This is a genomic window from Algoriphagus sp. CAU 1675 (assembly GCF_029222925.1).
Taxonomy (GTDB): Bacteria; Bacteroidota; Bacteroidia; order Cytophagales; family Cyclobacteriaceae; genus Algoriphagus.
The window spans coordinates 139,360-160,737 of record NZ_JARHUI010000003.1; the positions used below are offsets into that span (position 1 = coordinate 139,360).

Genomic DNA, 21,378 nt, shown 5'->3' on the forward strand with positions numbered 1-21,378 from the left:
AGCCTCTTTTTTCTTTTTAGAATAAGCTTGTCTGAACGGTTGTCGGGCGACTTGCCTGAATGGTTCCTTTGAGCATTTCCTGCATGAGTTTTAGGAAACCTGGCTGCCAGTTATCTTGATGGATTTTAATTTCCTTGCCTTCATAGCCAATAGGTCCTCTCATTTTTTCATAGCCTATAATCATTGACCAAATGGTATAAAAGGTAATCTCAGGCTGTAATTCTGGTCGGATACTTCCGTCTTTAATTCCTTGGCTGACCATCATTATTCCGATTTTGGCAGGTTCGTGATGGATCTCCAGCAGTTTAAGAAAATGATTACTTTCCAGGATCAGGGGATTGATGTAGTTCCGGGTTTCTGGATCATTGTACTTTTTCATCAGATCCAAAAAATTGATAATGGAATCGTAAAGGACCTGATTGTTTCTCGCAAATTCAGTAATCCTGACAACCAATTCAGAAAGCATTTCCAAACCGGACTTTCCTTTGGATCGGTATATATCCCTGAACTCTTCTTTGAATTGATCAAAGGCCTTTTTGGTTAATGCCATGAATAGGTCTTCCTTATTCTTGAAATAAAAATAACTGAGACCTTTACTGATTCCAGCTTGTTTGGCCACATCCTCCATTCTTGTCGCTTGAAAGCCTTTTGATGTGAAAAGAGAAATCGCCGAATCCAGTATGAGCTTTTCCTTATTTTTTTCTCCTGCCATGGTATTTGGGTAATTTTTTAAAAGTCCTTCAAAGATATTAAACTCGGGTCAAAAACAGACTCAAGTCTATTTTAAAATCACTGTTTTGTAAAAAAAAAGGCTTCAAATTACTCTGAAGCCTCTTTTTCGAATTTCATTCTACTTAAACCACTTCAACGATGAAGTAATTTTTCTTTCCTTTTTGAACCAGTAGATACTTGTCTTGAAGCAGGGAGAAATTCAATTCTGAATTCGGGTCAGAAATCTTCTCTTTGTTGATACTGACTCCTCCACCTTGGATCATTTTTCTTGCTTCTCCTTTTGAGGAAAAGACAACACCTTGGGTCGCTTCTCCGAAAAGATCCAGCACATTGCTGATATTGGAGAATTCACCTTTGGAGATTTTCACCTGAGGAACTCCCTCAAATACTTGTAGAAAGGTGCGTTCGTCTAGAGTAGCCAAATCTTCGGTTGAAGATTTTCCAAATAAAATTTCGGAAGCCTTCAAGGCCATTTCATAATCTGACAGACTATGAACCATGATGGTCACTTCTTTTGCTAATTCTCTCTGCAGCTTTCTAAGATGCGGAGCTTCTGCATGTTCTTTTTCCAAACCTTCTATGGTTTCTTTATCCAAAACAGTGAAGATTCGGATGTACTTAGAAGCATCTTCATCTGAGACATTCAGCCAAAACTGATAAAAAGCATAAGGGGAAGTTTTTTCCGGATCCAACCAAACCGATCCACTTTCGGTTTTACCGAATTTGCTTCCATCAGCTTTGGTTATCAAAGGTACAGTCAATGCATAGGCACTGCCTCCACCCATTCGACGGATCAGTTCAGTACCTGTTACAATGTTTCCCCATTGGTCGGAGCCTCCCAACTGAACAGTACAGTTTTTATTTTTCCAGAGGTAGTAGAAATCATAGCCTTGGATCAATTGGTATGAAAACTCCGTAAAAGAAAGTCCATTGCCTTCTTCAAGTCGTCGCTTCACACTATCCTTTGCCATCATGTAATTGACGGTAATGTGCTTTCCTACTTCCCGAATAAAATCCAAGAAGCCAAATTTTGACATCCAGTCATAGTTATTGACCAATTCGGCTTTATTGGTTGTACTCCCTGAGAAATCCAGGAATTTTGAAAGCTGGTTTTTAATGCATTGGATGTTGTGATCCAGGGTAGCCTTATCCAATAGATTACGTTCGGCAGACTTGAAAGAAGGATCTCCGATCATTCCTGTAGCTCCACCCACCAAAGCAAATGGTTTATGGCCTGCACGCTGGAAGTGCAGCAAAGTCATCACGCCAACCAAATGTCCAATATGTAGGGAATCGGCTGTTGGATCAAATCCAAGATATGCCGAAGCCATTCCTTTGTTAAGGTGTTCTTCTATTTCGGGTGTCATATCCTGGAGCATTCCTCTCCAGCGTAATTCTGCTATAAATGAATTCATGGTTTTATTAATAATTCGAGGCGCAAATATAGCCTAGCAAAGTACAGGAATGAAGAAATCAGACAAGCGATTCCTTATTAATTTACCATTTACCAACTATGGAAACCTTCTGTTTATTGCTTTCCAATGGACTTTGGGAATATATTTACCTTTCAGCAACAAACAGGAATAGTATGAAATTAAAAATGCGAGTAATCCCCCTGATTCTGTTTTTATTGATTTCAGGGCATGGATTTGGTCAAAGTGCCCCCAATTGGATGCGGTACCCGTCAATTTCTCCGGACGGAAAAACCATAGTTTTTACTTATAAAGGGGACCTTTATACCGTGCCTAGTACAGGGGGGGATGCTAAACAAATCACTTTTCATGAAGCGCATGACTACAAGGCCATTTGGAGTCCGGATGGAAGTAAAATTGCCTTTGCATCAGACAGGTATGGAAACTTCGATATTTTCATCATGGAAGCTGAGGGAGGCCCGGCTACCCGCCTGACATATCACAGCAATGATGAGTCTCCCTATGAATTTTCCAATGATGGAAATAAAGTCATATTTGGTGCTGTAAGAATGGATATTGCTGCTCATAGGCAATATCCGACAGGATACCAGCCAGAGCTGTACAGTGTTCCTGCAAATGGTGGGAGAGTAGATCAGGTGTGGACCATACCGGCAGAAAATGTCTTCTCGAATTCGGATGGGAGTAAAATGCTCTATCACGATAAAAAAGGCGGAGAAAATGAATGGAGGAAACACCATGAATCAGGGGTAGCGAGAGATATCTGGATTTTTGACAGAGCCAGCAATAGCCATAAGATGTTGACTTCTTTTTATGGGGAAGACAGGAATCCTGTTTTTTCTCCTGATGAATCTGAGGTGTTTTACCTGAGTGAAGCGAGTGGAAGTTTTAATGTGTTTTCTCTTTCATTGGCTGATCCGAGTCAAACCACTGCCTTGACTCATTATGACAAATTTCCGGTACGTTTTTTAAGTATTTCTAAAGACGGCCTGTTGTCTTTTGGCTATGATGGCGAACTCTATACCTTAAGAAAAGGAGAGGACCCTAAAAAATTGGATATAAGTTTAAGAACCCAGTCTATTGCCAATTCTGATAACTTCATAGAAATCAACGGTGGGGTAAGGGAAATGTCCATTTCCCCAAATGGAAAGGAAATAGCTTTTATTGCTAGGGGAGAGGTATTCGTCACTTCAGTTGATGGTTCTCTTACCAAAAGAATCACCAACACACCAGAGCAAGAACGATTCGTTGAATTTGCTCCGGATGGTAAATCTGTGATTTATTCCAGTGAAAGGGAGGGTAAATGGAAGATTTTCCAGGCCAAAAAACTCAGAGATGAAGAGCCCTTTTTCTTTGCCTCTACATTGCTGGAAGAAACACCTCTGTTGAGTCTTGAGACTGATGTGTACCTTCCCAAGTTTTCTCCGGATGGTAAAAAACTTGCTTATATAGAAGGTAGGAGAACTTTAAAGGTTTTAAATCTTGCGGACCAGAGTACCGTTACACTTATGACTCCAGAGGAATTGTTTCATATGAGTGATGGTGACCAATATTTTACCTGGAGTCCTGATAGCAAATGGCTATTGGCAACTTACCGACCCACCATGGTCAATTCCGAAGTGGTGTTGTTGGATGCCAGTGGTAAGGAGAAAATGAGAAAGATCACTCAAAGTGGCTATAGTGATGATAGACCTGTTTGGGTAAACCAAGGCAAACAGATGCTTTGGTTTTCCAATAGGGACGGACTAAAAAGTTATGCTACAAGTGGAAGGAGTGAAGACGATGTCTATATGTTGTTTTTTGAAAAGGCTGCTTGGGATAAGTTCAGGTTAACTAAGGAGGAGTTTGATCTTCTAAAGGAAATAGAGGAGTCCGGCAAAAAAGAAGAGGGCAAAAAAGATGAAAAGAAGGAGGATAAGGACAAAGTAATCGAGCCTATCAAGTTTGATTGGGATGGAATAGAAGATAGAAAAGCCAGATTGACCATTCATTCTAGTTTACTTGGTGATGCGGTATTGAGCAAGGATGGTGAAAAATTGTATTACCTGGCTCGCTTTGAAAAAGGCCTGAACCTTTGGAGTACCAATCTTCGAACCAAAGAAACCAAACAAGAGATAAGCTTAAATGCAAATTCTGGAAGATTGGCTTGGGATAAGGATCAGAAAAATCTGTTTCTGCTAAGTGATGGAAATATCTCTAAAATCAATCCAGAATCCATGAAGCGTGAGTCGATTAAAATTGCCGGAGAAATGAGTTTTGATCGAGAGGCGGAAGTGGCTCATTTATTTGAACATGTTTGGCTGCGGACTAAAGGTATTTTCTACACTCCAACTATGCACGGAATTGATTGGGATCGGATAAAGGTCGATTATGCCAAATACCTGCCACATATTGGAAATAACTATGAGTTTTCTGAACTGCTTTCCGAAATGATCGGGGAGTTGAATGTTTCTCATGCCGGAGCACGCTATTCCCGAAGTATTCCATTGGCTGATGCTACTGCTTCCCTTGGGATTTTTTGGGACTATGGATATCAGGGGAATGGATTGAAAATAGATGAGATTATATCTGGCGGTCCTTTGGACAAAGCCGATTTGGATATAAAAAGTGGGATGATCATAGAAAAGATTGATGGAGAGCTAATTGACCCATCCCTGGATTTTGCAAAACTATTGAACCGAAAGGAAGGAAAGTTCACCCTACTTGAGGTTATGGACCCCAAAACCAATACCAGAAAACAAGTCACCATAAAGCCTATATCCTTGACTGAAGAAAATAGACTTCTCTATAAAAGATGGGTAAAGCAAAACCAAGCTGAAGTAGAAAAGCTCAGTGGGGGAAAATTGGGCTATGTTCATATTCCGGGTATGAGTGATGGTCCATACAGAAATGTCTTTGAGGAAATGATGGGGAAATATCATGACATGGAAGGAGTGATCGTGGATACAAGATTCAATGGAGGAGGAGATCTGGTTGCGGATTTGGCTATGTTTTTTACTGGAGAGCGTTTTTTGACCTATGCAACTGAGGCAAAAGAGGTAGGCTATGAACCAACAGCTAGATGGACTAAACCTACCTTAGCTATGTTCAATGAAGCCAATTACTCAGATGGGCATTGTTTCGCTTGTGGATATACTGACTTGAAAATTGGAAAAACTGTAGGCATGCCAACTCCGGGGACCTGTTCTTATGCCGGTTGGGAAGGGCTACCTAATGGAATCCGATGGGGAGCCGTACCTATTTCTGCGAAAAATATGGCTGGAGAATGGTTGGAAAACAATGAGACCCGACCGCAATTCGAAGTGAAGAATATGCCTGGAATGATTGATAAAGGCAGGGATCAGCAACTTGAAAAGGCAGTAGAAGAATTGATGAAAGAGTTGAACTAGCATAAAAAGAAAAAGACCGGGTCAAATCCCGGTCTTTTTCTTTCTTGATTATCCAACTAGTGGTTATTGATAATCTTTGGTATTCAAAGACTCATCATTCTTGAAAAACTGAGTAAGCTTCGCAAATGAATTGTCAAAATATCCCTCAAGCATTTTTTTGATGATGAATGTTCTGTATTCATCCTTTGAAACGATTGGGAAATACTCATGGCTTTTACCATAAGACTTGTGACTAACAAAACCTTTTCTTTCCAAAATTCTCACAATGGTGGAAACGGTGTTGTATGCAGGCTTGGGCTCCGTCATGGGTGAAAGGATATCTTTGACGAAGCCTCTTTCGATATCCCAGAGGATTTGCATAATTTCCTCTTCTGCTCTGGTTAATGGTTTCATAATGTGTTAAGTTTTAAACTGATAGAAAATTATCATGTTAGTTCTTTAAATCCAAAAAAAAATTAGAATTCTTTTAGAATTTAGTTGGAGTATAAATTTCAATGTTGTTTAATCTTCTGTAATTCAATGAAATAAAAAAAGAGCCTTTTCGAGGCTCTTTTTTATTTAACTGGTTTTCAGTTTGATGATTTTTGTTGCATGCAACAACTTGACAATGGGGTAGGTCGGATCAAATTCATACCACTTCACCGCGAAATTAGGTCTGTTGGGTAATTTGTGGTGGTTATTTTGAAAGAGTTCGCCCAGCATCAGGACATCCAACAACAAGCTGTTTTTAGATTTGTCATTGTTGTCAAAATTGGCATATCCGTACTTATGTCCACTCCAATTTACGATAGCACCGTGAACGGGGCCCATCAAAAAGTGTATAGGCAGTAAGAAGTACATCCACCAATGAGTTCCTGGCAATTCAAATACGGAAATACACAACACATATATCAAAATATAAATTAATCCCCAGGAGACTCTAACCAACATATTGTCGGCCATTTTATCAAATTTTCCCCAGTCTGGAATGTCTTTGGAGAATCTCTCTTCAGGCTTTAATTTGAAGGAAAAGTAGTCATTATAGATGTTTTTTGTTTTCCACATCATAGTGAAAAGATTTTCGGTATGATGTGGGCTATGGGGATCTTTTGGAGTATCACTGTATGCGTGATGCATTCTATGTAAAATAGCATATGCTCGTGGGGAAAGATAAGAGCTACCTTGCCAGATCCAAGTAAAGATGTAGAAGAAGCGTTCCCAGAATTTTGACATCACAAACATCTGGTGGGCTGAATATCTATGAAGGAAGAAGCTTTGGCAAAACAGGGAGAAATACCAATGCAGTAGAAAGAAGATAATTATAATCACTCGTAATTTTGTTTATTAATAATGAATACAAAGATAAGGCGTATCTTGAGATACTGAAACAACGAATTTGAAGACCGGTAATTGTAGGGGATGATTTATGTCATGAAACAATTGTCCTCAACCAAAATTTAGACTTTAAAAATTTATGAAAACTACTAATACAGGGTCCTCTTTTTTGGTCAAAATTATATTGGGTGGAATTTCTGTATTGATCGCAGAGTTTTTTCTTCCGGGAGTTCATGTTTCAGGTTGGTTGACAGGTTTTCTGCTGGCTGGACTGCTGATTCTGATCAATCTGACCATTAAACCCATTATGATTATTCTCACTTTTCCACTCACTATTTTGACTTTGGGGCTTTTCTTATTGGTGATCAATGCTCTGGCAATCATGCTTGCAGACGAAATCATTCCTGGATTTGAAGTGGATGGTTTTTGGTGGGCCTTATTGTTTTCAGTGGTACTGAGTATAGTTAACGGTCTTTTTGGAAATAAGCTCAATTCAGACAATTAAAATAGTTTTATCTCCTTTGCGGATATATGTCTGAGGGGTTCCGTTTCTGTCTAGGGCTTTTACTGGTCCGGGAGTCTTTTTAAATATAAAGACCAAAAGAATATATTTCTCTTCGGCTTCATTAGGGGAGGGATATGGGTCTATCCATTTAATTTCATCGAATTTTAGTTCTGCATGGGGATTGCAGTAATTTTCATTGGCACTTTCAATCATATATCGTTCTTCTGCAGGGTCAATTCCAGTTATTCTTTTTTTATCCGAAACTCCTATAATTAACATACCGCCTTTGGTGTTGGCCAAAGAAGCAATAGTCCGTGCTATTTTTTGTTTAGAAGTTATTTTCTGCTTGAAATCCAGACTGATACCTTCTTTGGATTGAAGAATTTTCCTTATAAAATCTTCTTCATTTTTTGCTGAATTCATTTTTATCGTTTAGATTTTAAAATATATTTCATTTCAAATTCGGGAGGATGATCTATATTCCCGAAATATTAACGAAGAAATCTAAAATTTTTAAATAGATGCCATTTATAAATCCTGGTTTCGACCCAAAAGAAATCGAAAAACTAAAAGATGAATTGTCAAGAATTGGCAAGCCTTTCAAGGTGATCCCTGATGAAGAGAACTCAGATGAGTTTGTCAATTTTTACTTTCTGGGTATGTATGAAGGAAAGGAAGTGATCTATGATGCAGCTCTTTATACTTTGAGGCTCCATCATTCCAGTGAAGTATACGAACTAGCGGAACATGAAGCGGCAAAGAAGTTCCCGAATTTCAACGGAATTCATTACGAAGAAGATGAAAACGGTAATTTGCTTCCATTAACAAGTGAGCAGGAGGAAGTTGGTTGGTTTATTACCGAAATTATAATGGAAATTGAGGAGGAGGAAACCGTAAAAGTTCAGGAGTTTGTGGATATAGATACGCACCACGATTTTGGAATCGGTGTGGATGCAGCTTTAAATGTAGACTCCATAGATGAAAAGGTCATTGTAAAGTTTATTAAGGAATTCAATGATGATACCTTAGTTCTGGATGAGACTATGTATTCCTTCCAGTCTGAGGAAGAAGACGTTTGAAAAACAAAATATTGAAGTTTACCTTTAGGCGCTTGTTAGTAGACAAGCGTTTTTTTTATGCTCAAAATTGCCTGGTCACCTCTATATGCCCATTCCCTGCCAAAAGGACATAGATTCCCAATGGAAAAATACGAGTTACTCCCTGTGCAATTGATGCACGAAGGAACAGTGGATCATTCAAATTTTTTCACTCCTACGAAGGTTCCAGAAGAGTTGGTTACTAAAACCCATGATCCGGTATACTGGGAAAAACTAAAAAACCTAACACTAAGTAAATCTGAAATCCGTGCGACTGGTTTTCCTCTTAGTAGAGAGTTAGTGGAGCGGGAATTGATTATTGCTGGTGGTTCTATCCAAGCCGCAGAGTTTGCTTTGGACCATGGGATTGCCATGAACATAGCAGGGGGGACTCATCATGCTTTTGCCAATCGAGGAGAGGGTTTTTGTCTGTTAAATGATATTGCTTTGACTGCAAATTACCTTCAGGCAAAAGGTTTGGCCCAGAATATTTTAGTAGTGGATCTTGATGTCCATCAAGGCAACGGAACTGCCGCTATTTTTCAAGGGCGTCATGATGTGTTCACGTTTAGCATGCATGGAGAAAAGAATTATCCCTACAGAAAGGAGTTTTCAAGCTTGGATGTAGCCTTGCCTGATGGGATTAGGGATAAGGAGTATCTGTATTTGCTCAAAAAATATCTAGATGAAATACTGGAAGGATTTGACCCAGATTTTATTATTTATCAAAGCGGAGTTGACGTGCTAGAGTCTGATCAACTGGGGAGATTGAGCTTAACGATGGAAGGTGTGCGGCAGAGGGATAAGACGGTTTTGGATTTGGGAGCTGAGCTTAATGTACCTATAATGTGTTGTATGGGTGGAGGATACAGTAAAAAAATCAGCCAAATAATAGAAGCCCATGCCCAGGTTTATAGACTAGCCCAGGAGTTGTTTTTCTAGTGATTTTTCTGAAATTATCTTAACAAAGGCTCTGGCATCTTGCGAAATCAATTCTTTCTTTATATTTGCGCCCTTGTCATTAAAACCAAATTCAAGTGAAAAAAGCATTTAAGTTTATTGGAGTACTGGGAATGGCCACTGTACTTTTCTATGCCTGTCAGCCTAAGGAAAATTCTAATGCCAACGCTTCATCCTCTGAATCTTCTGTGAGTGAAGGAGAAATGAGTGTTGCTTTTGTTTACACAGATAGTGTGATTAACAAATACGATTTTTACAAGAAGAAATCTGAAGAACTTGCCGAGAAAGGGAAGAAGTTTGAAGGTGACCTTCAAAGCAGAGCCAGAGGTTTTGAGCAAGAAGTGGCTAATTTTCAGCAAACAGGTGGTAATATGACTGTAAATCAGCAACGTGCCAAGCAGGAAGAGCTGATTAAAAAGGAGCAAAACTTGGTTACCTACAGAGACAACCTTATGCAGGAACTTTCTGTAGATGAGGCAAACTTGTACAATGAAGTATATGAAAAAGTACAGGCCTATATGAAGAAATATGCGGCTGAAAATGATTTGAAAGTCATTTTGAGTTATACTCGTGGTGGAGCTGTTTGGTTTGCATCTGATGCTTTGGATGTGACTCAGTCAGTGATTGATGGACTGAACAAGGAATATAGCCAAACACCTGCTGATACAGCAAAATAAGGGGGATAATTTCATCCTAAAAGAGACCCGGCTAGTCCGGGTTTTTTTGTAGGTGAAAATTGGGTATTTTTGAACTCTAATTTGAAAATCTAAGAATGAAAATCACTGAATTTTTAAAGCACAATTACAGACATTTCAATGCTGCAGCCCTGATTGATGCGGCTGAAGGCTATAAAGCTCATTTGGATAATGGGGGCAAAATGATGGTTACCCTGGCAGGAGCCATGTCCACTGCCGAACTGGGAATTTCACTAGCCGAAATGATCCGCCAAGATAAGGTTCAGATCATTACCTGTACCGGGGCAAACCTAGAAGAAGATGTTTTCAATCTTGTAGCTCATGATTATTATGAAAGGATTCCTCATTACAGAGACCTTTCTCCAGAGCAAGAGCAGGATTTGTTGGATAGACACATGAACCGTGTGACAGATACTTGTATCCCGGAAATGGAGGCTATGAGAAGAATTGAAGATGTGATTTTGGAGGAGTGGGTAAAAGCCGATCAGGCTGGAGAGGCTTATTTCCCTCATGAGTTCTTCTACAAAATTCTGCTTTCCGGAAAACTGGATGGTTCTTTCCAAATCGATCCTAAAAACAGCTGGTTGCTTGAAGCCGCAAAGAAAAACCTGCCGATTATTGTTCCGGGCTGGGAAGATTCTACTTTGGGAAATATGTTTGCTGGGCATGTGATTTCAGGAGATGTGAAGAATGTGCATACCGTCCGAAGCGGTATTGAGTATATGATGTTTCTTGCTGAATGGTATACCAACAATGCAACTGAAGAAAGTACTGTTGGATTTTTCCAAATTGGCGGGGGAATTGCAGGGGATTTCCCAATCTGTGTGGTTCCGATGTTGCATCAGGACTTACAGCGTGATAATGTGCCGCTTTGGGGATATTTCTGCCAGATATCTGATTCTACCACTTCTTATGGTTCATATTCTGGGGCAGTTCCTAACGAGAAAATCACCTGGGGTAAACTGGGTATAAACACGCCAAAATACATAATTGAATCTGATGCAACAATCGTGGCTCCATTGGTATTCGCCATTGTATTGGATCAGTAATTATGACAAATTCATTGAGTTTTATTTCCAAGGCAAGCAGGATTACACTGCTTGCTTTTTGTTTTTCTGCAGGTGCCATCGGTCAAGAGATCAAATCTCTTTCTGAGGCCAACAGTAGCCAGGATGACAGAAATCCGGTTTGGGTTGGTGGAAATTCGCTTTTATTTACCCGTGCTTTTCATCCTCTAAATAAGGGTGGAGTCAATGATCCCGGGGATATCTGGATGAGTAGGAAAACTCCCGATGGAAATTGGTCTGAAGCTATTCACATTGCTGAACTGAGTAGCTCGGGATATGATCTTGTGTTGGGAATGCAAGATGCTTTGACGCTTTTGGTGTATCAAAAGAACCAAAACGGCCAGGGAATTTATCAGTATTCTAAATTTGGAGCTGATTGGAATTTTTTAAGTAAAGTTGATTTTCCAGGTTTGGATCAATTGCAGGGAACAATTACAGGAGGACTTTCATCTGATGGGAAAATATTGTTTCTATCTGGAATTGGAGAGGATAGTAGAGGGAATGAGGATATTTACCTTTCCGTTAATGAGGAAGAATTAGGCTGGTCCACTCCTAAAAATCTTGGATCGTTGATAAATACAATTGGACAGGAGACAAGTCCTTATTTTGACGGTGAAAAAATGCTTTTTTTCTTTTGTTCCAACATGCACGAAGGCGCGGAAGGGAAAGATGTTTTTGTTTCAAAAGCCTTGGATCAAGATCTAACAGCTTGGTCAAAACCTATAAAATGGGAGAAAATCAGCTCACCAGGCTCGGAAGGATCCGTTACTTTTATTGGACAGAACGAAATCGTTTGGTCCAGTACCCAAAATAGCGATGGTTTTGCAGATCTGTTGACTTTTTCAATACCAGTTCCGCTTGAAATTCCAACGGAATTTGAAGAAACTGAAATCCAAGGAGTTCCTGAAAAAGAGAAGGAAAACAAGTCTATTATTCCAATATATCCATCCACTTCAATTGGATTTCCTGAGATAATGGTACAAGTTGAGAAAGCTGAAGTACCCTTAAGTGTTGTGGTTTTGGATCAAAAAACCAAAGAGAGAATCCCCTTTCGACTCCAATCCCTTAATCTTCAAAAGGAATACTCACAAGATAGTTTATTCCTCTCCAAGCTTCGTGAAGATGGGGTAGTGGAACTAGTGGTCAAGTCTGGAGGCTATTTTCCGCAAGCTATCAAGGTGGATCAGTTCAAGGCTGGGGAGCCCTTGGTGGTTTTGTTGATCAAAGCAGAGGCTGGAAACAGTTTTCTTTTGGAAAAGGTGGAGTTCAAAAGAGGGACAGCAGTACTCGAAGGTCTGGATTCCGAAGCATTTTTAGATAAACTTGTTCAGTTTTTGATAGAAAACCCTGATGTAAAAATCCGAATCAACGGACATACAGACAGCGCAGGGGATCCTAGCTTGAATAAGGCCTTATCTTTGGAGAGAGCAGCTTCAGTCCGGGATTATTTGATTCAGCAAGGCGTGGATTTTGAACGCTTGAGGATCTCAGGATGGGGAGGCACTAGACCCATCGCCTCCAATTCCACTGAAGTAGGAAGGGAAAAAAACCGAAGGGTGGAAATCACAGTGGAGCAATAAAAATTTATTCGAAAATGGGGTGCCTAGGTACCACCAAATTATAAAGTAGAAATAAGTATAAAAAAGGTCCGGAATTGCACCGGACCTTTTTGTTTTAGAGGGTGTAATTACCTCTGTATTCTCTTTTTACAAATTGATTGGCGGGCTCGAAATTTGTAACCTTCATATTGGGGCCGTCCCAAACTAGTTTGATTCCTCTACCAGGATAATCAAACTGGTTTGCATTACCGCCTTCTCTTGGAACTCTGTAGTCGTAGCTTCGAATGGCAAGATTTCCCATCAAGACAGACTCGGTCAAAGGGCCTGCAATACTAAATGGAGAGCTCAAATTCTTATATTCTTGAGAACCGTAACCAGCGATACAAGCTTCTACCCAGTTATTATAATGCCCTCTATCTCCATCTGGAACCCTGTACAGTGTTTCTGGAACATTGATGTCCTTGGTCTTGGAAGTAGGAAGAAGTTGTGGATTGACTCCATATGTGGAGCACATCATTTTTCCTTTGGTCCCTTCAATGATTACTCCATTTCCACCATCACCCATTTGCTCATTTGGTTCCAATTCTTCTGGTCTGGTTGGCTGTATTCCTCCATCCATCCAGTGGAACTCAAGGTCTTCTTTTCCAGGTCGATCAAATCGTAGTGTGATATGTGAAGAAGGAGGGCAGCTTTCTGGAAAATACCCCCTGGTAAATTCTCCAACATAAACGGATCCTACAGAGCACTCAGCGGACTTTGGGTAACCCAAGCCAAGCACTCTGAAAGGAGGCTCCATAATATGGCATGCCATGTCTCCCAAAGCACCGGTTCCATAATCCCACCAGCCCCTCCAATTGAAAGGAACGAGATTATCCACATAATCTTTGTAGGGAGCTGTGCCTAGCCAAAGATCCCAGTCCAGGTCCGAAGGTGGGGTTTTGGGAGTGTTTGGCCATTGAATTCCCTGTGGCCAAACCGGTCTATTGGTCCAGGTATAAACTTTGGTTGCCTCGCCGATCAATCCGGCCTGGTACCATTCTACCATTTTTCTGACCCCATCTCCTGAAGAGCCCTGATTTCCCATTTGGGTTACCACTTTATATTTTTCAGCTGCCTCTGTCAGCATTCTTGCTTCATAGATGTCATGGGAAAGCGGTTTTTGTACATAAACATGTTTTCCCATCTTCATGGCCATCATGGCTGCCACGGCGTGCATATGGTCGGGAGTAGAAACGGTAACTGCGTCAATATTATTTGCTTCTTTTTCAAGCATTACCCTGAAATCCTTATAATAAGCAGCTTTTGGATGATCTTCACGGCTACGTTTTGCCCGGGTGTCATCCACATCACAAAGAGCAACAATATCTGCTTTTCCACTCCTAAAAACTCCACTGACATCTCCATATCCCATTCCGCCAACGCCTATGCCTGCTACCCGTAATTTGTCGCTAGGGGCCACAAACCCAGGCCCCCCAAGTACATGACGGGGAACAATATAAAAACCGGCCATTGCTAGGGCAGAGCCCTTAATAAAATTCCTCCGGGAGTTGCCCGGGTTTGGTTCATGTTTCTTCATGGTTATTCAGTTGTTGTTAACAGAGATCTTAAATTATTAAAAAGCCTTTAGATTTCATCTCCAGAATATATTTATAATTATCCAACAGGCCTTTCTTGAAAAAAATAAACTTTCATTGAAGAACTCCCGTAATAGGCTCTTATGTCTTTTTTGATATTATGTCTTATATGAAAGGAGATTTTTAAAAATTTTACTTAAGTTTAATGCAAAATCATTGGTTATGAAAAGATTTATCACCCCTTTAATTGGGCTTGTTATTCTTGGTTTTCAGGCCTGTCAGGAGAAAGTAAGCCCACTGACCGAATCTGGATTGATTCCAGTTCCTGTTACCATCACAAATTCAAATGGAGTTTTTGAATTGGTAGAAAATTCTTCTATCCAAGTAATTGGGGAAGGATCCGGTCTGAGTTTCACAGCTCAGTATTTAGCAGAGAAGTTACAGCCTTCTACCGGCTATTCGATTCCTGTAGGGAGTGAATCAGGAAATATTGTCCTAGAACTAACTGGCTCTTCAAGTTCAGATGAAAGTTATGAGTTGGAGATAACTGATAATCAGGTAAAAATATCTTCTCCTTCTGAGGCAGGAGTGTTTTACGGAGTACAGACTTTGCTTCAGGCTTTCCCGGCTGAGATTTTCAGCAAAACGAAGGTGGATACAAAATGGGTTTTGCCCACTGGAACTATATCGGATAAGCCTGAATATGGCTATAGAGGTTCTATGCTTGATGTTACCAGACATTTTCTTTCTGTAGAAGATGTGAAACATTATATCGATGAGATGGCTACCCTTAAATTGAACTATCTCCATTTACACCTTACTGATGATCAGGGATGGAGAATTGAAATCAAGTCATGGCCTAAATTGACTGAAATTGGTGCTCAGACTGAAGTTGGAGGTGGAGAAGGTGGTTTCTATACACAGGAAGAATACAAAGACATTGTTAAGTATGCTAGTGATCGTTTTATCACTGTTGTTCCTGAAGTGGATATGCCAGGTCATACCAATGCAGCATTGGCTTCTTATGCTGAATTGAATCCCGGAGTCAATCTTCCTGACGGGGACTATTCAACTGTTAATGAACAAGAGTTGGATTATTCCATGCCGTTGAAAAATCCTCAAGCTGCTGAACTTTACACCGGAACCAAAGTTGGTTTCAGTACCTTTTCTTCAAAATTAGAACTGACCTATCAGTTCATTGATGATGTGGTAAGAGAGATTACTGAAATGACTCCAGGACCATATTTTCATATTGGAGGGGATGAATCACATGTAACTGAAAAGGATGATTATGTGTATTTCATCGAACGTGTTCAGGGCATTGTTGAGAAATATGGAAAAACCAGTATTGGATGGGATGAAGTGGCAACTTCCAACCTCCTGCCAGGCAATGTTGCTCAATTCTGGGCAATGGCAGACAATGCCCAGTTGGCTAAAGAGCAAGGAAACCAGGTGTTGATGTCCCCTTCAACCAAGGCATATTTAGATATGCAATATGATTCTCTTTCCCGAATCGGTTATAATTGGGCTGCCTATATTGAATTGGACTCGGCTTATCTTTGGGATCCGGCAACTTTTGTTGAAGGGCTTGGAAAGGCGGACATTTTCGGAGTTGAAGCTCCGCTTTGGACAGAGACGGTAACAAACAGGGAGGACATGGAATATCTTATTTTCCCTAGAATCGCAGCAATCGCTGAAGTTGCGTGGGCTCCTGCCAGTTCCAGAGACTGGGTAAGCTTCCAGAAAAGAATTGCTCTTATGGGTAAAAAATGGGATGTGAGAGGAATTGGTTATTACAAATCACCAAAAGTGAATTGGTAAACTTATTGCCTTATTAAACCTGTTGAGGCCCAAATCGAAGTGATTCGATTTGGGCTTTTTTATTTGTAAAAAAGTCTAATTTCTTTGATAATTGGACAAATTGAGGCTATTATGCTTCCTTATTTATTTAATCAATTGAACCGGAAATGATATCCGGAGAAAAGCTGTGTTAATGGGCGACTTCATAATTTCTTTTGCAAACTGGATCTGGGGAACACCAATGTTATTGTTATTAATGGGAGGGGGGATGATTTTATTGATACATTCAGGATTTGTCCCATTTCGAAAAATAGGTCATGCGATAAGTCTTTTTAAAGGAAAATATGATGACGATCTTGCTCCGGGTCAGATTACCTCATTTCAGGCCCTTTCCTCAGCTATTGCGGCGACAGTTGGATTGGGGAATATCAGTGGAGTTGCAATAGCGATAAGTATGGGAGGCCCTGGGGCTATTTTTTGGATGTGGGTTTCTGCCTTTGTTGGTATGGCAACCAAATTTTACAGCTGTAGTCTGGCCATTATGTTTAGAGGAAAAGATTCGGCTGGAGTGGTACAAGGTGGTCCGATGTATGTAATCGAAGAAGGAATGGGCAAGAAATGGAAATTTCTATCCATAATCTTTTCTTTAGCAGGGATCGTAGGCTTGTTGGCAATCTTTCAAGCCAATCAATTGTCAGCTGTATTTAGGGCAGTAATATTGGAACCTTCTGGAATCAGTTCAAGTGAAACCACCCGATGGATTATTGGGATTTCCATGATGATTTTGGTGGCTACTGTCATCCTGGGAGGAATTCAAAGGATTGCCTCGGTCGCCTCAAAATTGGTACCCTTTATGGTGGGCCTATATTTTGTTACTGTATTGATTATTGTAGCTAAATATGTAGGGGATGTTCCGGATATGCTTTTGAAAATTGTAACAGATGCATTTACAGGTGAAGCAGCAGCCGGGGGAGTGGTCGGTGCAGTGATTGTAACTGGTGCGAGAAGAGCTGCATTTTCAAATGAAGCTGGTATTGGTACTGCTCCTATGGTTCACGGAGCTTCTAAAAACAGGGAGCCTATCCGAGAGGGGCTCATTGCCATGTTGGGCCCATTCATTGATACCATTGTAGTTTGTACTCTTACTGCCCTTGTGATTATGCTGACAGGAGTATGGCAAAGTACCGAAGCAGATGGTGTTCGGTTGACCTTGGAAGCATTTGAGACGGCCTTGCCAGGTATTGGGAAATATTTACTGATGACGGCGGTTTTGATTTTTGCACTCTCCACTATGTTTACCTATTCGTATTATGGGCATAAGTGCTTTAATTATTTGTTTGGAGCGAAAAGGGCAGACTTTTACAATTACTTCTATCTCATTACAATTGTAGCTGGAGCAGTTGCTTCCTTGGAAGTAGTTGTGAGTTTGGTAGACGGTATGTATGCGATTATGGCGATTCCTACAATGATTTCTACCATTTATTTGGCTCCGAAAGTTAGGGCAGCATACAAGGACTATTTTCGAAGAATGAAGAACCAGGAATTATGAGAATACTGATTTCTCCAAATGCCTTCAAAGGAACAATCAGTGCCGGAGAGGCAGGAGAAATTATAGACCAGTTTTTTAAGGAAAATCACCCTCATTTTGAAACTAAAGTAATTCCACTTGCTGATGGTGGAGACGGAACCTGTGCGTTATTAAGTGAGTTTTTGGGTTTGGAAAAAATCAAGGTTTGGTCTCTGGATCCTTTTGGAAAACCCACAATGGGGTTTTACGGCTGGTCCCCAAAAAATCGAAAAGCGTATTTGGATGTCTCCACTGCCTCTGGTTTGGGACTTTTGGGCAATCAGAGTAAAAATCCTTGGGTTGCATCAACCTATGGAACTGGCTTGTTAATCAAGGATGCCGTACAAAGAGGGGCTGAAGAAATTGTACTTGGCTTAGGAGGTAGTGCTACAGTAGATTTAGGGCTTGGGATTTTGTCGGCACTAGGTATCCATTTTTTAGATCAAAATGGGAGGGAGTTAGTTCCATTTACAGATAGCTTCCTTTCTTCAGTTTCTCATATTCAATTAAGCCCTTCTGTTCCGAAAATTAAATTTTCATGCCTTTGTGATGTCAGGAATCAGTTTTTTGGTGATGCAGGAGCTATTCCGGTTTTTGGACCTCAAAAAGGATTGAAGAAAGAAGAATTTTTACCATATGAATCAAAATGTAGGAAAGTAGTTGAAATGATGTTTTCCAAAGCAAAGAAGGAGTTTATAGATCTTCAAGGCTTTGGAGCAGCTGGTGGAATTGCCTTGGGACTGAGTGCTTTTTTTCCTACAGAAATGAAGTTCGGTGCCCCATACTTTTTTGAAATGGTCCATCTCAGTGAAGAGCTTGAACTTGCAGATTGCATCATAACAGGAGAGGGTAGATATGATTCTCAGTCTGAGGAAGGGAAAGCCTGTTTTGAATTGCTGCGTCTTGCAAAAAAGAAAAACAAAAAAGTGATTCTGATCACCGCTGGAGATGAGGCTTTTGGAGTAGGTTTTAACCAAATACTAAAATTGCCTGACCTGGATTTTTCCAAAGTGGATTATCCAGACCAGGCAAAATTGAATTTGAAATCCGTAATTAGGACCAATCTTGACTTTGATTTTTTTCAAAATCTTTAGACTCGGTGAAAATCCCCTTTCCAGTTTTTGATTCTTGATTTTATTTCTTTGCTACTCAACTCTTCTGCTTGAGCTTGTTTAATCAAGTCTAACAACTCTTCATCTGGAGCAAATCTTAATGCGATGATTTGTCCAAGTTTGAGTTTGGATTCTATCTCTGAAAATGATTTTCCGCTGAGTTCGAAATATCTTTGCCGCATTTCCAATCTGATGATTCTGTTTTGGTTTTTTAATGCATAGATTCTAGCCAAAAAGGGGAATAGTATTAACAAGACAGCTAAAATTATGGAAAGTAAGTTTTCGGACAGGGATTCTGAAAAGTCCAATTTTGATAAAGTCAAAATGAAATAACTCAGCGAAAGAGGAAAGATGATATAATGATGAAGCACGTAATAACGTGCATGATTCTTGAAATTTTGTGTTTTCATAAAATGATGGGTAAAAAAAAAGAGGCCTAAGCCTCTTTTTTAGAATTAGTAAATATCAATGATCGTGTTTCTTGCCTTTAGAAAATGTACTTCTAGCATCAATTGCTGAAAGACCTGCTCCAAATCCAATCAGGATGCATACAATCAAAAGAAATAATTGAGCTCCTGATGCCAGGGGTGAAGAGAAAATATCCAGTAAGATCATGTCGATTGTTTTGCTTTAATAATAGCCCGAAGATAAACTCTTGATATTAAATTACCAAAATAGCTTGTGCCCACTTGATAATTTAATCGAAATCTTCTTCGTTGTCTTCGTCAAAATCTTCTTGGAAATCCTCTTCCTCATCGAAATCCATGATATTATCATCGATGAATTCATTATCCTCGTCTAGATCGTACTCGTCTTCGAAATCTCCCGAGAAATCATCCTCTTCTTCGAACTCATCAAATTCGTCGAAATCGTCTTCAAAATCCTCCATAGCAAATAGTAAAAGGGGTTTTTAATGAATTTACGTTACGAAGTAAAATAAAAAATCAATTTGGTCAATGTAAGATTGGCTAATTTTTTTTCAACTTTTTTCAATTTAATCTGAGAAAATGGAACTGCCGTTTTTTACCCTATTCAATTTAACAATTCTGGAAGCAAAATGGTATGTAGAGTTTTAAGTTTTTCGAATAGCTTAACCCTCAATTTACGCTGAAGGTCACTTGTTCCGGCTTGACCATCTTTCGCATTTGAATTAAAAAAAAAGACCTTGAAGTTTGTCAAGGTCAGTTGAATATGCTTTTGATTGATTTTTTAATCAAGGGTTTTGATAGGTAGTCCTTTACGATTTGATAAGTACTTGCCTTTTTGATATCCCTTTCATCTACTGAACTGCTTAGGATATACACCTCTGCTTCGTTTTTTTGGGTGTCAAACTTATCCAAAAAGTCCCACCCATTCATTTCAGGCATGTTTAAATCCAAAAACAGATAGTTCGGTTTCAAATCATAGATTTCATCCAAAGCGGTTTTAGCACTAAGGTACTTATAGAACTGACAGGGCTGATTTATATTTTTTGAAATCAACTTCTCAGTTACGAAAGTACTGATTGGATCATCATCTATGAGGACTATTGTTAGCATTAAATGCAAATATTTAAGCTCGAACTACATTAAAGCTATTACAAAAGTAATACACTCTAAAAAAAAACCAAATTAATTACCAAATAAGTTTTTGGGTTTGAGTGTCTTAATTCTCCGGATTAAACTTCTCGTTTCTTGTGAGGAGATCAAAAAATAGACGAAAGTCTGATATGAGGCTGAATAGGGGGTATTTGAAGGTTGCAGGTTTGTTTTTTTCAAAGAAAAAATGTCCCACCCAAGCGAAACCATACCCTACAAGAGGAATGGAGGCCAACCAAATTAAATTTCCTGTGATAATACTTGCCCCCAAGATGAAAAATACCAAACCAGTGCCTGTAAAATGAAGTTTTCTGCAGGTTGGATCTTGATGTTCTTTGAGGTAATATGGGTAAAATTCATTGAAGGTTTGAATTCTCTTGTTCATTGTCATTTTCTGTATGGGGTTGTTCTGGTTTCTAAAACAAACCGTTCAATTATTTTCTCTGTGGTTTTAAGTACCTTTTTTTCTTTGTATTTGGGACTGGATACTTCGGTAACTCCAGTAAGTGTCATTAGGAATTTATCCTTCGCAGGGTCAATAAAATCTACGATTACCTGAAGTAATTCATATTCACTTGTCCTTCTGTTGTAAAAGGAATTTCTCGAATAGGGGTTAAACATCCATGGATCATAAATCCTATAGCCCCAAAATGGGTATGGCGTGGAATAGCTGGAGATTTCCCGCTTTCTAGGATCCTCATTAGATGTATATCTGATTACCAAATCAGGTTTGGTCTTATCATAGACCATCCCCTGAGTTTCTAGGGAATAACGAATATATTCTTGAATTTTTTCATCCAGCATAGGGGATGAAAATCCTCTCATTCCGATTTCCTCATTGATAATTACAAAGGACTGATAGTTTCTTGTTAGGGGGATTTCAGAGTTTTCTTTGAAGATATCAATGGAACTGCATGAGAAAAGCACCCAAATGGACAAAAGGGGAACTAACCGGTTTTTCATTAAATGTTTTTTTCTAAACAACGATGTCAAACGTCTT

22 protein-coding genes are annotated in these 21,378 nt (G+C 39.6%); 10 read left to right on the forward strand and 12 right to left on the reverse strand.

The window, feature by feature from the left end; translation table 11 throughout:
• Window positions 1–16: 16 nt before the first annotated feature.
• Complete coding sequence (locus P2G54_RS07785; RefSeq protein ID WP_275869868.1) at window positions 17–712, reverse strand: TetR/AcrR family transcriptional regulator; 696 nt, start codon at window positions 710–712, stop codon at window positions 17–19.
• Between the two features lie 142 nt (window positions 713–854).
• Window positions 855–2,147 (reverse strand): tyrosine--tRNA ligase, encoded by a 1,293-nt coding sequence (gene tyrS, locus P2G54_RS07790; protein ID WP_275869869.1) that lies wholly within the window; start codon window positions 2,145–2,147, stop codon window positions 855–857.
• Between the two features lie 173 nt (window positions 2,148–2,320).
• On the opposite strand from tyrS, the gene P2G54_RS07795 reads away from it, so the two are divergent.
• A complete protein-coding gene (locus P2G54_RS07795) occupies window positions 2,321–5,551 on the forward strand; it encodes a S41 family peptidase (RefSeq protein ID WP_275869870.1) in 3,231 nt (1,076 codons plus the stop codon).
• 63 nt (window positions 5,552–5,614) lie between these two features.
• Here the strand turns inward: P2G54_RS07795 and P2G54_RS07800 are convergent, their stop codons facing one another.
• Both P2G54_RS07800 and P2G54_RS07805 read right to left on the reverse strand, forming a co-directional pair.
• Window positions 5,615–5,944, reverse strand: a complete 330-nt coding sequence (locus P2G54_RS07800; protein WP_275869871.1) for a BlaI/MecI/CopY family transcriptional regulator — start codon at window positions 5,942–5,944, stop codon at window positions 5,615–5,617.
• Between the two features lie 165 nt (window positions 5,945–6,109).
• Window positions 6,110–6,859: an acyl-CoA desaturase gene (locus tag P2G54_RS07805; RefSeq protein ID WP_275869872.1), complete on the reverse strand. Its 750-nt coding sequence runs from the start codon at window positions 6,857–6,859 to the stop codon at window positions 6,110–6,112.
• Between the two features lie 145 nt (window positions 6,860–7,004).
• On the opposite strand from P2G54_RS07805, the gene P2G54_RS07810 reads away from it, so the two are divergent.
• The gene (locus P2G54_RS07810) at window positions 7,005–7,370 is read left to right on the forward strand and encodes a phage holin family protein (protein ID WP_275869874.1); all 366 of its coding nucleotides are present in this window, start codon (window positions 7,005–7,007) and stop codon (window positions 7,368–7,370) included.
• Here P2G54_RS07810 and P2G54_RS07815 read toward each other — a convergent pair.
• Window positions 7,359–7,793 (reverse strand): ATP-binding protein, encoded by a 435-nt coding sequence (locus P2G54_RS07815; protein ID WP_275869876.1) that lies wholly within the window; start codon window positions 7,791–7,793, stop codon window positions 7,359–7,361. The genes P2G54_RS07810 and P2G54_RS07815 overlap by 12 nt on opposite strands.
• Before the next feature lie 98 nt (window positions 7,794–7,891).
• Between P2G54_RS07815 and P2G54_RS07820 the strand changes: the two genes are divergently transcribed.
• From P2G54_RS07820 to P2G54_RS07840, 5 genes are all read left to right on the forward strand, one after another.
• On the forward strand, window positions 7,892–8,449 hold the full coding sequence (locus P2G54_RS07820) for a hypothetical protein (protein WP_275869878.1): 558 nt from the start codon (window positions 7,892–7,894) through the stop codon (window positions 8,447–8,449).
• A gap of 57 nt (window positions 8,450–8,506) precedes the next feature.
• Window positions 8,507–9,409 (forward strand): histone deacetylase, encoded by a 903-nt coding sequence (locus P2G54_RS07825; protein ID WP_275869880.1) that lies wholly within the window; start codon window positions 8,507–8,509, stop codon window positions 9,407–9,409.
• 95 nt (window positions 9,410–9,504) lie between these two features.
• Complete coding sequence (locus P2G54_RS07830; protein WP_275869882.1) at window positions 9,505–10,104, forward strand: OmpH family outer membrane protein; 600 nt, start codon at window positions 9,505–9,507, stop codon at window positions 10,102–10,104.
• 95 nt (window positions 10,105–10,199) lie between these two features.
• Window positions 10,200–11,171, forward strand: coding sequence for a deoxyhypusine synthase family protein (locus P2G54_RS07835; protein ID WP_275869884.1), 972 nt, complete (start codon window positions 10,200–10,202; stop codon window positions 11,169–11,171).
• 2 nt (window positions 11,172–11,173) lie between these two features.
• A complete protein-coding gene (locus P2G54_RS07840) occupies window positions 11,174–12,769 on the forward strand; it encodes an OmpA family protein (RefSeq protein ID WP_275869886.1) in 1,596 nt (531 codons plus the stop codon).
• A 94-nt stretch (window positions 12,770–12,863) separates the two neighbouring features.
• Here P2G54_RS07840 and P2G54_RS07845 read toward each other — a convergent pair whose 3' ends face one another.
• Window positions 12,864–14,324, reverse strand: coding sequence for a Gfo/Idh/MocA family oxidoreductase (locus P2G54_RS07845; RefSeq protein ID WP_275869888.1), 1,461 nt, complete (start codon window positions 14,322–14,324; stop codon window positions 12,864–12,866).
• A gap of 220 nt (window positions 14,325–14,544) precedes the next feature.
• Here P2G54_RS07845 and P2G54_RS07850 point away from each other — a divergent pair, with 220 nt between their 5' ends.
• The 3 genes from P2G54_RS07850 (at window position 14,545) to P2G54_RS07860 (ending at window position 18,783) form a co-directional block, all read left to right on the forward strand.
• Complete coding sequence (locus P2G54_RS07850) at window positions 14,545–16,143, forward strand: beta-N-acetylhexosaminidase (protein ID WP_275869890.1); 1,599 nt, start codon at window positions 14,545–14,547, stop codon at window positions 16,141–16,143.
• 172 nt (window positions 16,144–16,315) lie between these two features.
• Complete coding sequence (locus P2G54_RS07855; protein ID WP_275869892.1) at window positions 16,316–17,671, forward strand: alanine/glycine:cation symporter family protein; 1,356 nt, start codon at window positions 16,316–16,318, stop codon at window positions 17,669–17,671.
• On the forward strand, window positions 17,668–18,783 hold the full coding sequence (locus P2G54_RS07860) for a glycerate kinase (RefSeq protein WP_275869894.1): 1,116 nt from the start codon (window positions 17,668–17,670) through the stop codon (window positions 18,781–18,783). Before P2G54_RS07855 ends, P2G54_RS07860 begins: the two co-directional genes overlap by 4 nt.
• Here the strand turns inward: P2G54_RS07860 and P2G54_RS07865 are convergent.
• The 6 genes from P2G54_RS07865 to P2G54_RS07890 form a co-directional block, all read right to left on the reverse strand.
• Window positions 18,780–19,211, reverse strand: coding sequence for a DUF6526 family protein (locus tag P2G54_RS07865; protein WP_275869896.1), 432 nt, complete (start codon window positions 19,209–19,211; stop codon window positions 18,780–18,782). The two genes, P2G54_RS07860 and P2G54_RS07865, sit on opposite strands and share 4 nt — an antisense overlap.
• A gap of 55 nt (window positions 19,212–19,266) precedes the next feature.
• The gene (locus P2G54_RS07870; RefSeq protein WP_275870694.1) at window positions 19,267–19,416 is read right to left on the reverse strand and encodes a hypothetical protein; all 150 of its coding nucleotides are present in this window, start codon (window positions 19,414–19,416) and stop codon (window positions 19,267–19,269) included.
• Window positions 19,417–19,498: 82 nt separating this feature from the next.
• Window positions 19,499–19,690: a hypothetical protein gene (locus P2G54_RS07875; protein WP_275869898.1), complete on the reverse strand. Its 192-nt coding sequence runs from the start codon at window positions 19,688–19,690 to the stop codon at window positions 19,499–19,501.
• A 292-nt stretch (window positions 19,691–19,982) separates the two neighbouring features.
• Window positions 19,983–20,339 (reverse strand): response regulator, encoded by a 357-nt coding sequence (locus P2G54_RS07880; protein ID WP_275869900.1) that lies wholly within the window; start codon window positions 20,337–20,339, stop codon window positions 19,983–19,985.
• Between the two features lie 106 nt (window positions 20,340–20,445).
• Window positions 20,446–20,769 (reverse strand): DUF962 domain-containing protein, encoded by a 324-nt coding sequence (locus P2G54_RS07885; RefSeq protein ID WP_345795466.1) that lies wholly within the window; start codon window positions 20,767–20,769, stop codon window positions 20,446–20,448.
• Window positions 20,766–21,341 carry a DUF4136 domain-containing protein gene (locus P2G54_RS07890; protein ID WP_275869905.1) on the reverse strand — a complete coding sequence of 192 codons (576 nt, stop codon included), beginning with the start codon at window positions 21,339–21,341 and terminating at the stop codon, window positions 20,766–20,768. The genes P2G54_RS07885 and P2G54_RS07890 overlap by 4 nt, the downstream gene beginning before the upstream one ends.
• Between the last annotated feature and the right edge of the window lie 37 nt (window positions 21,342–21,378).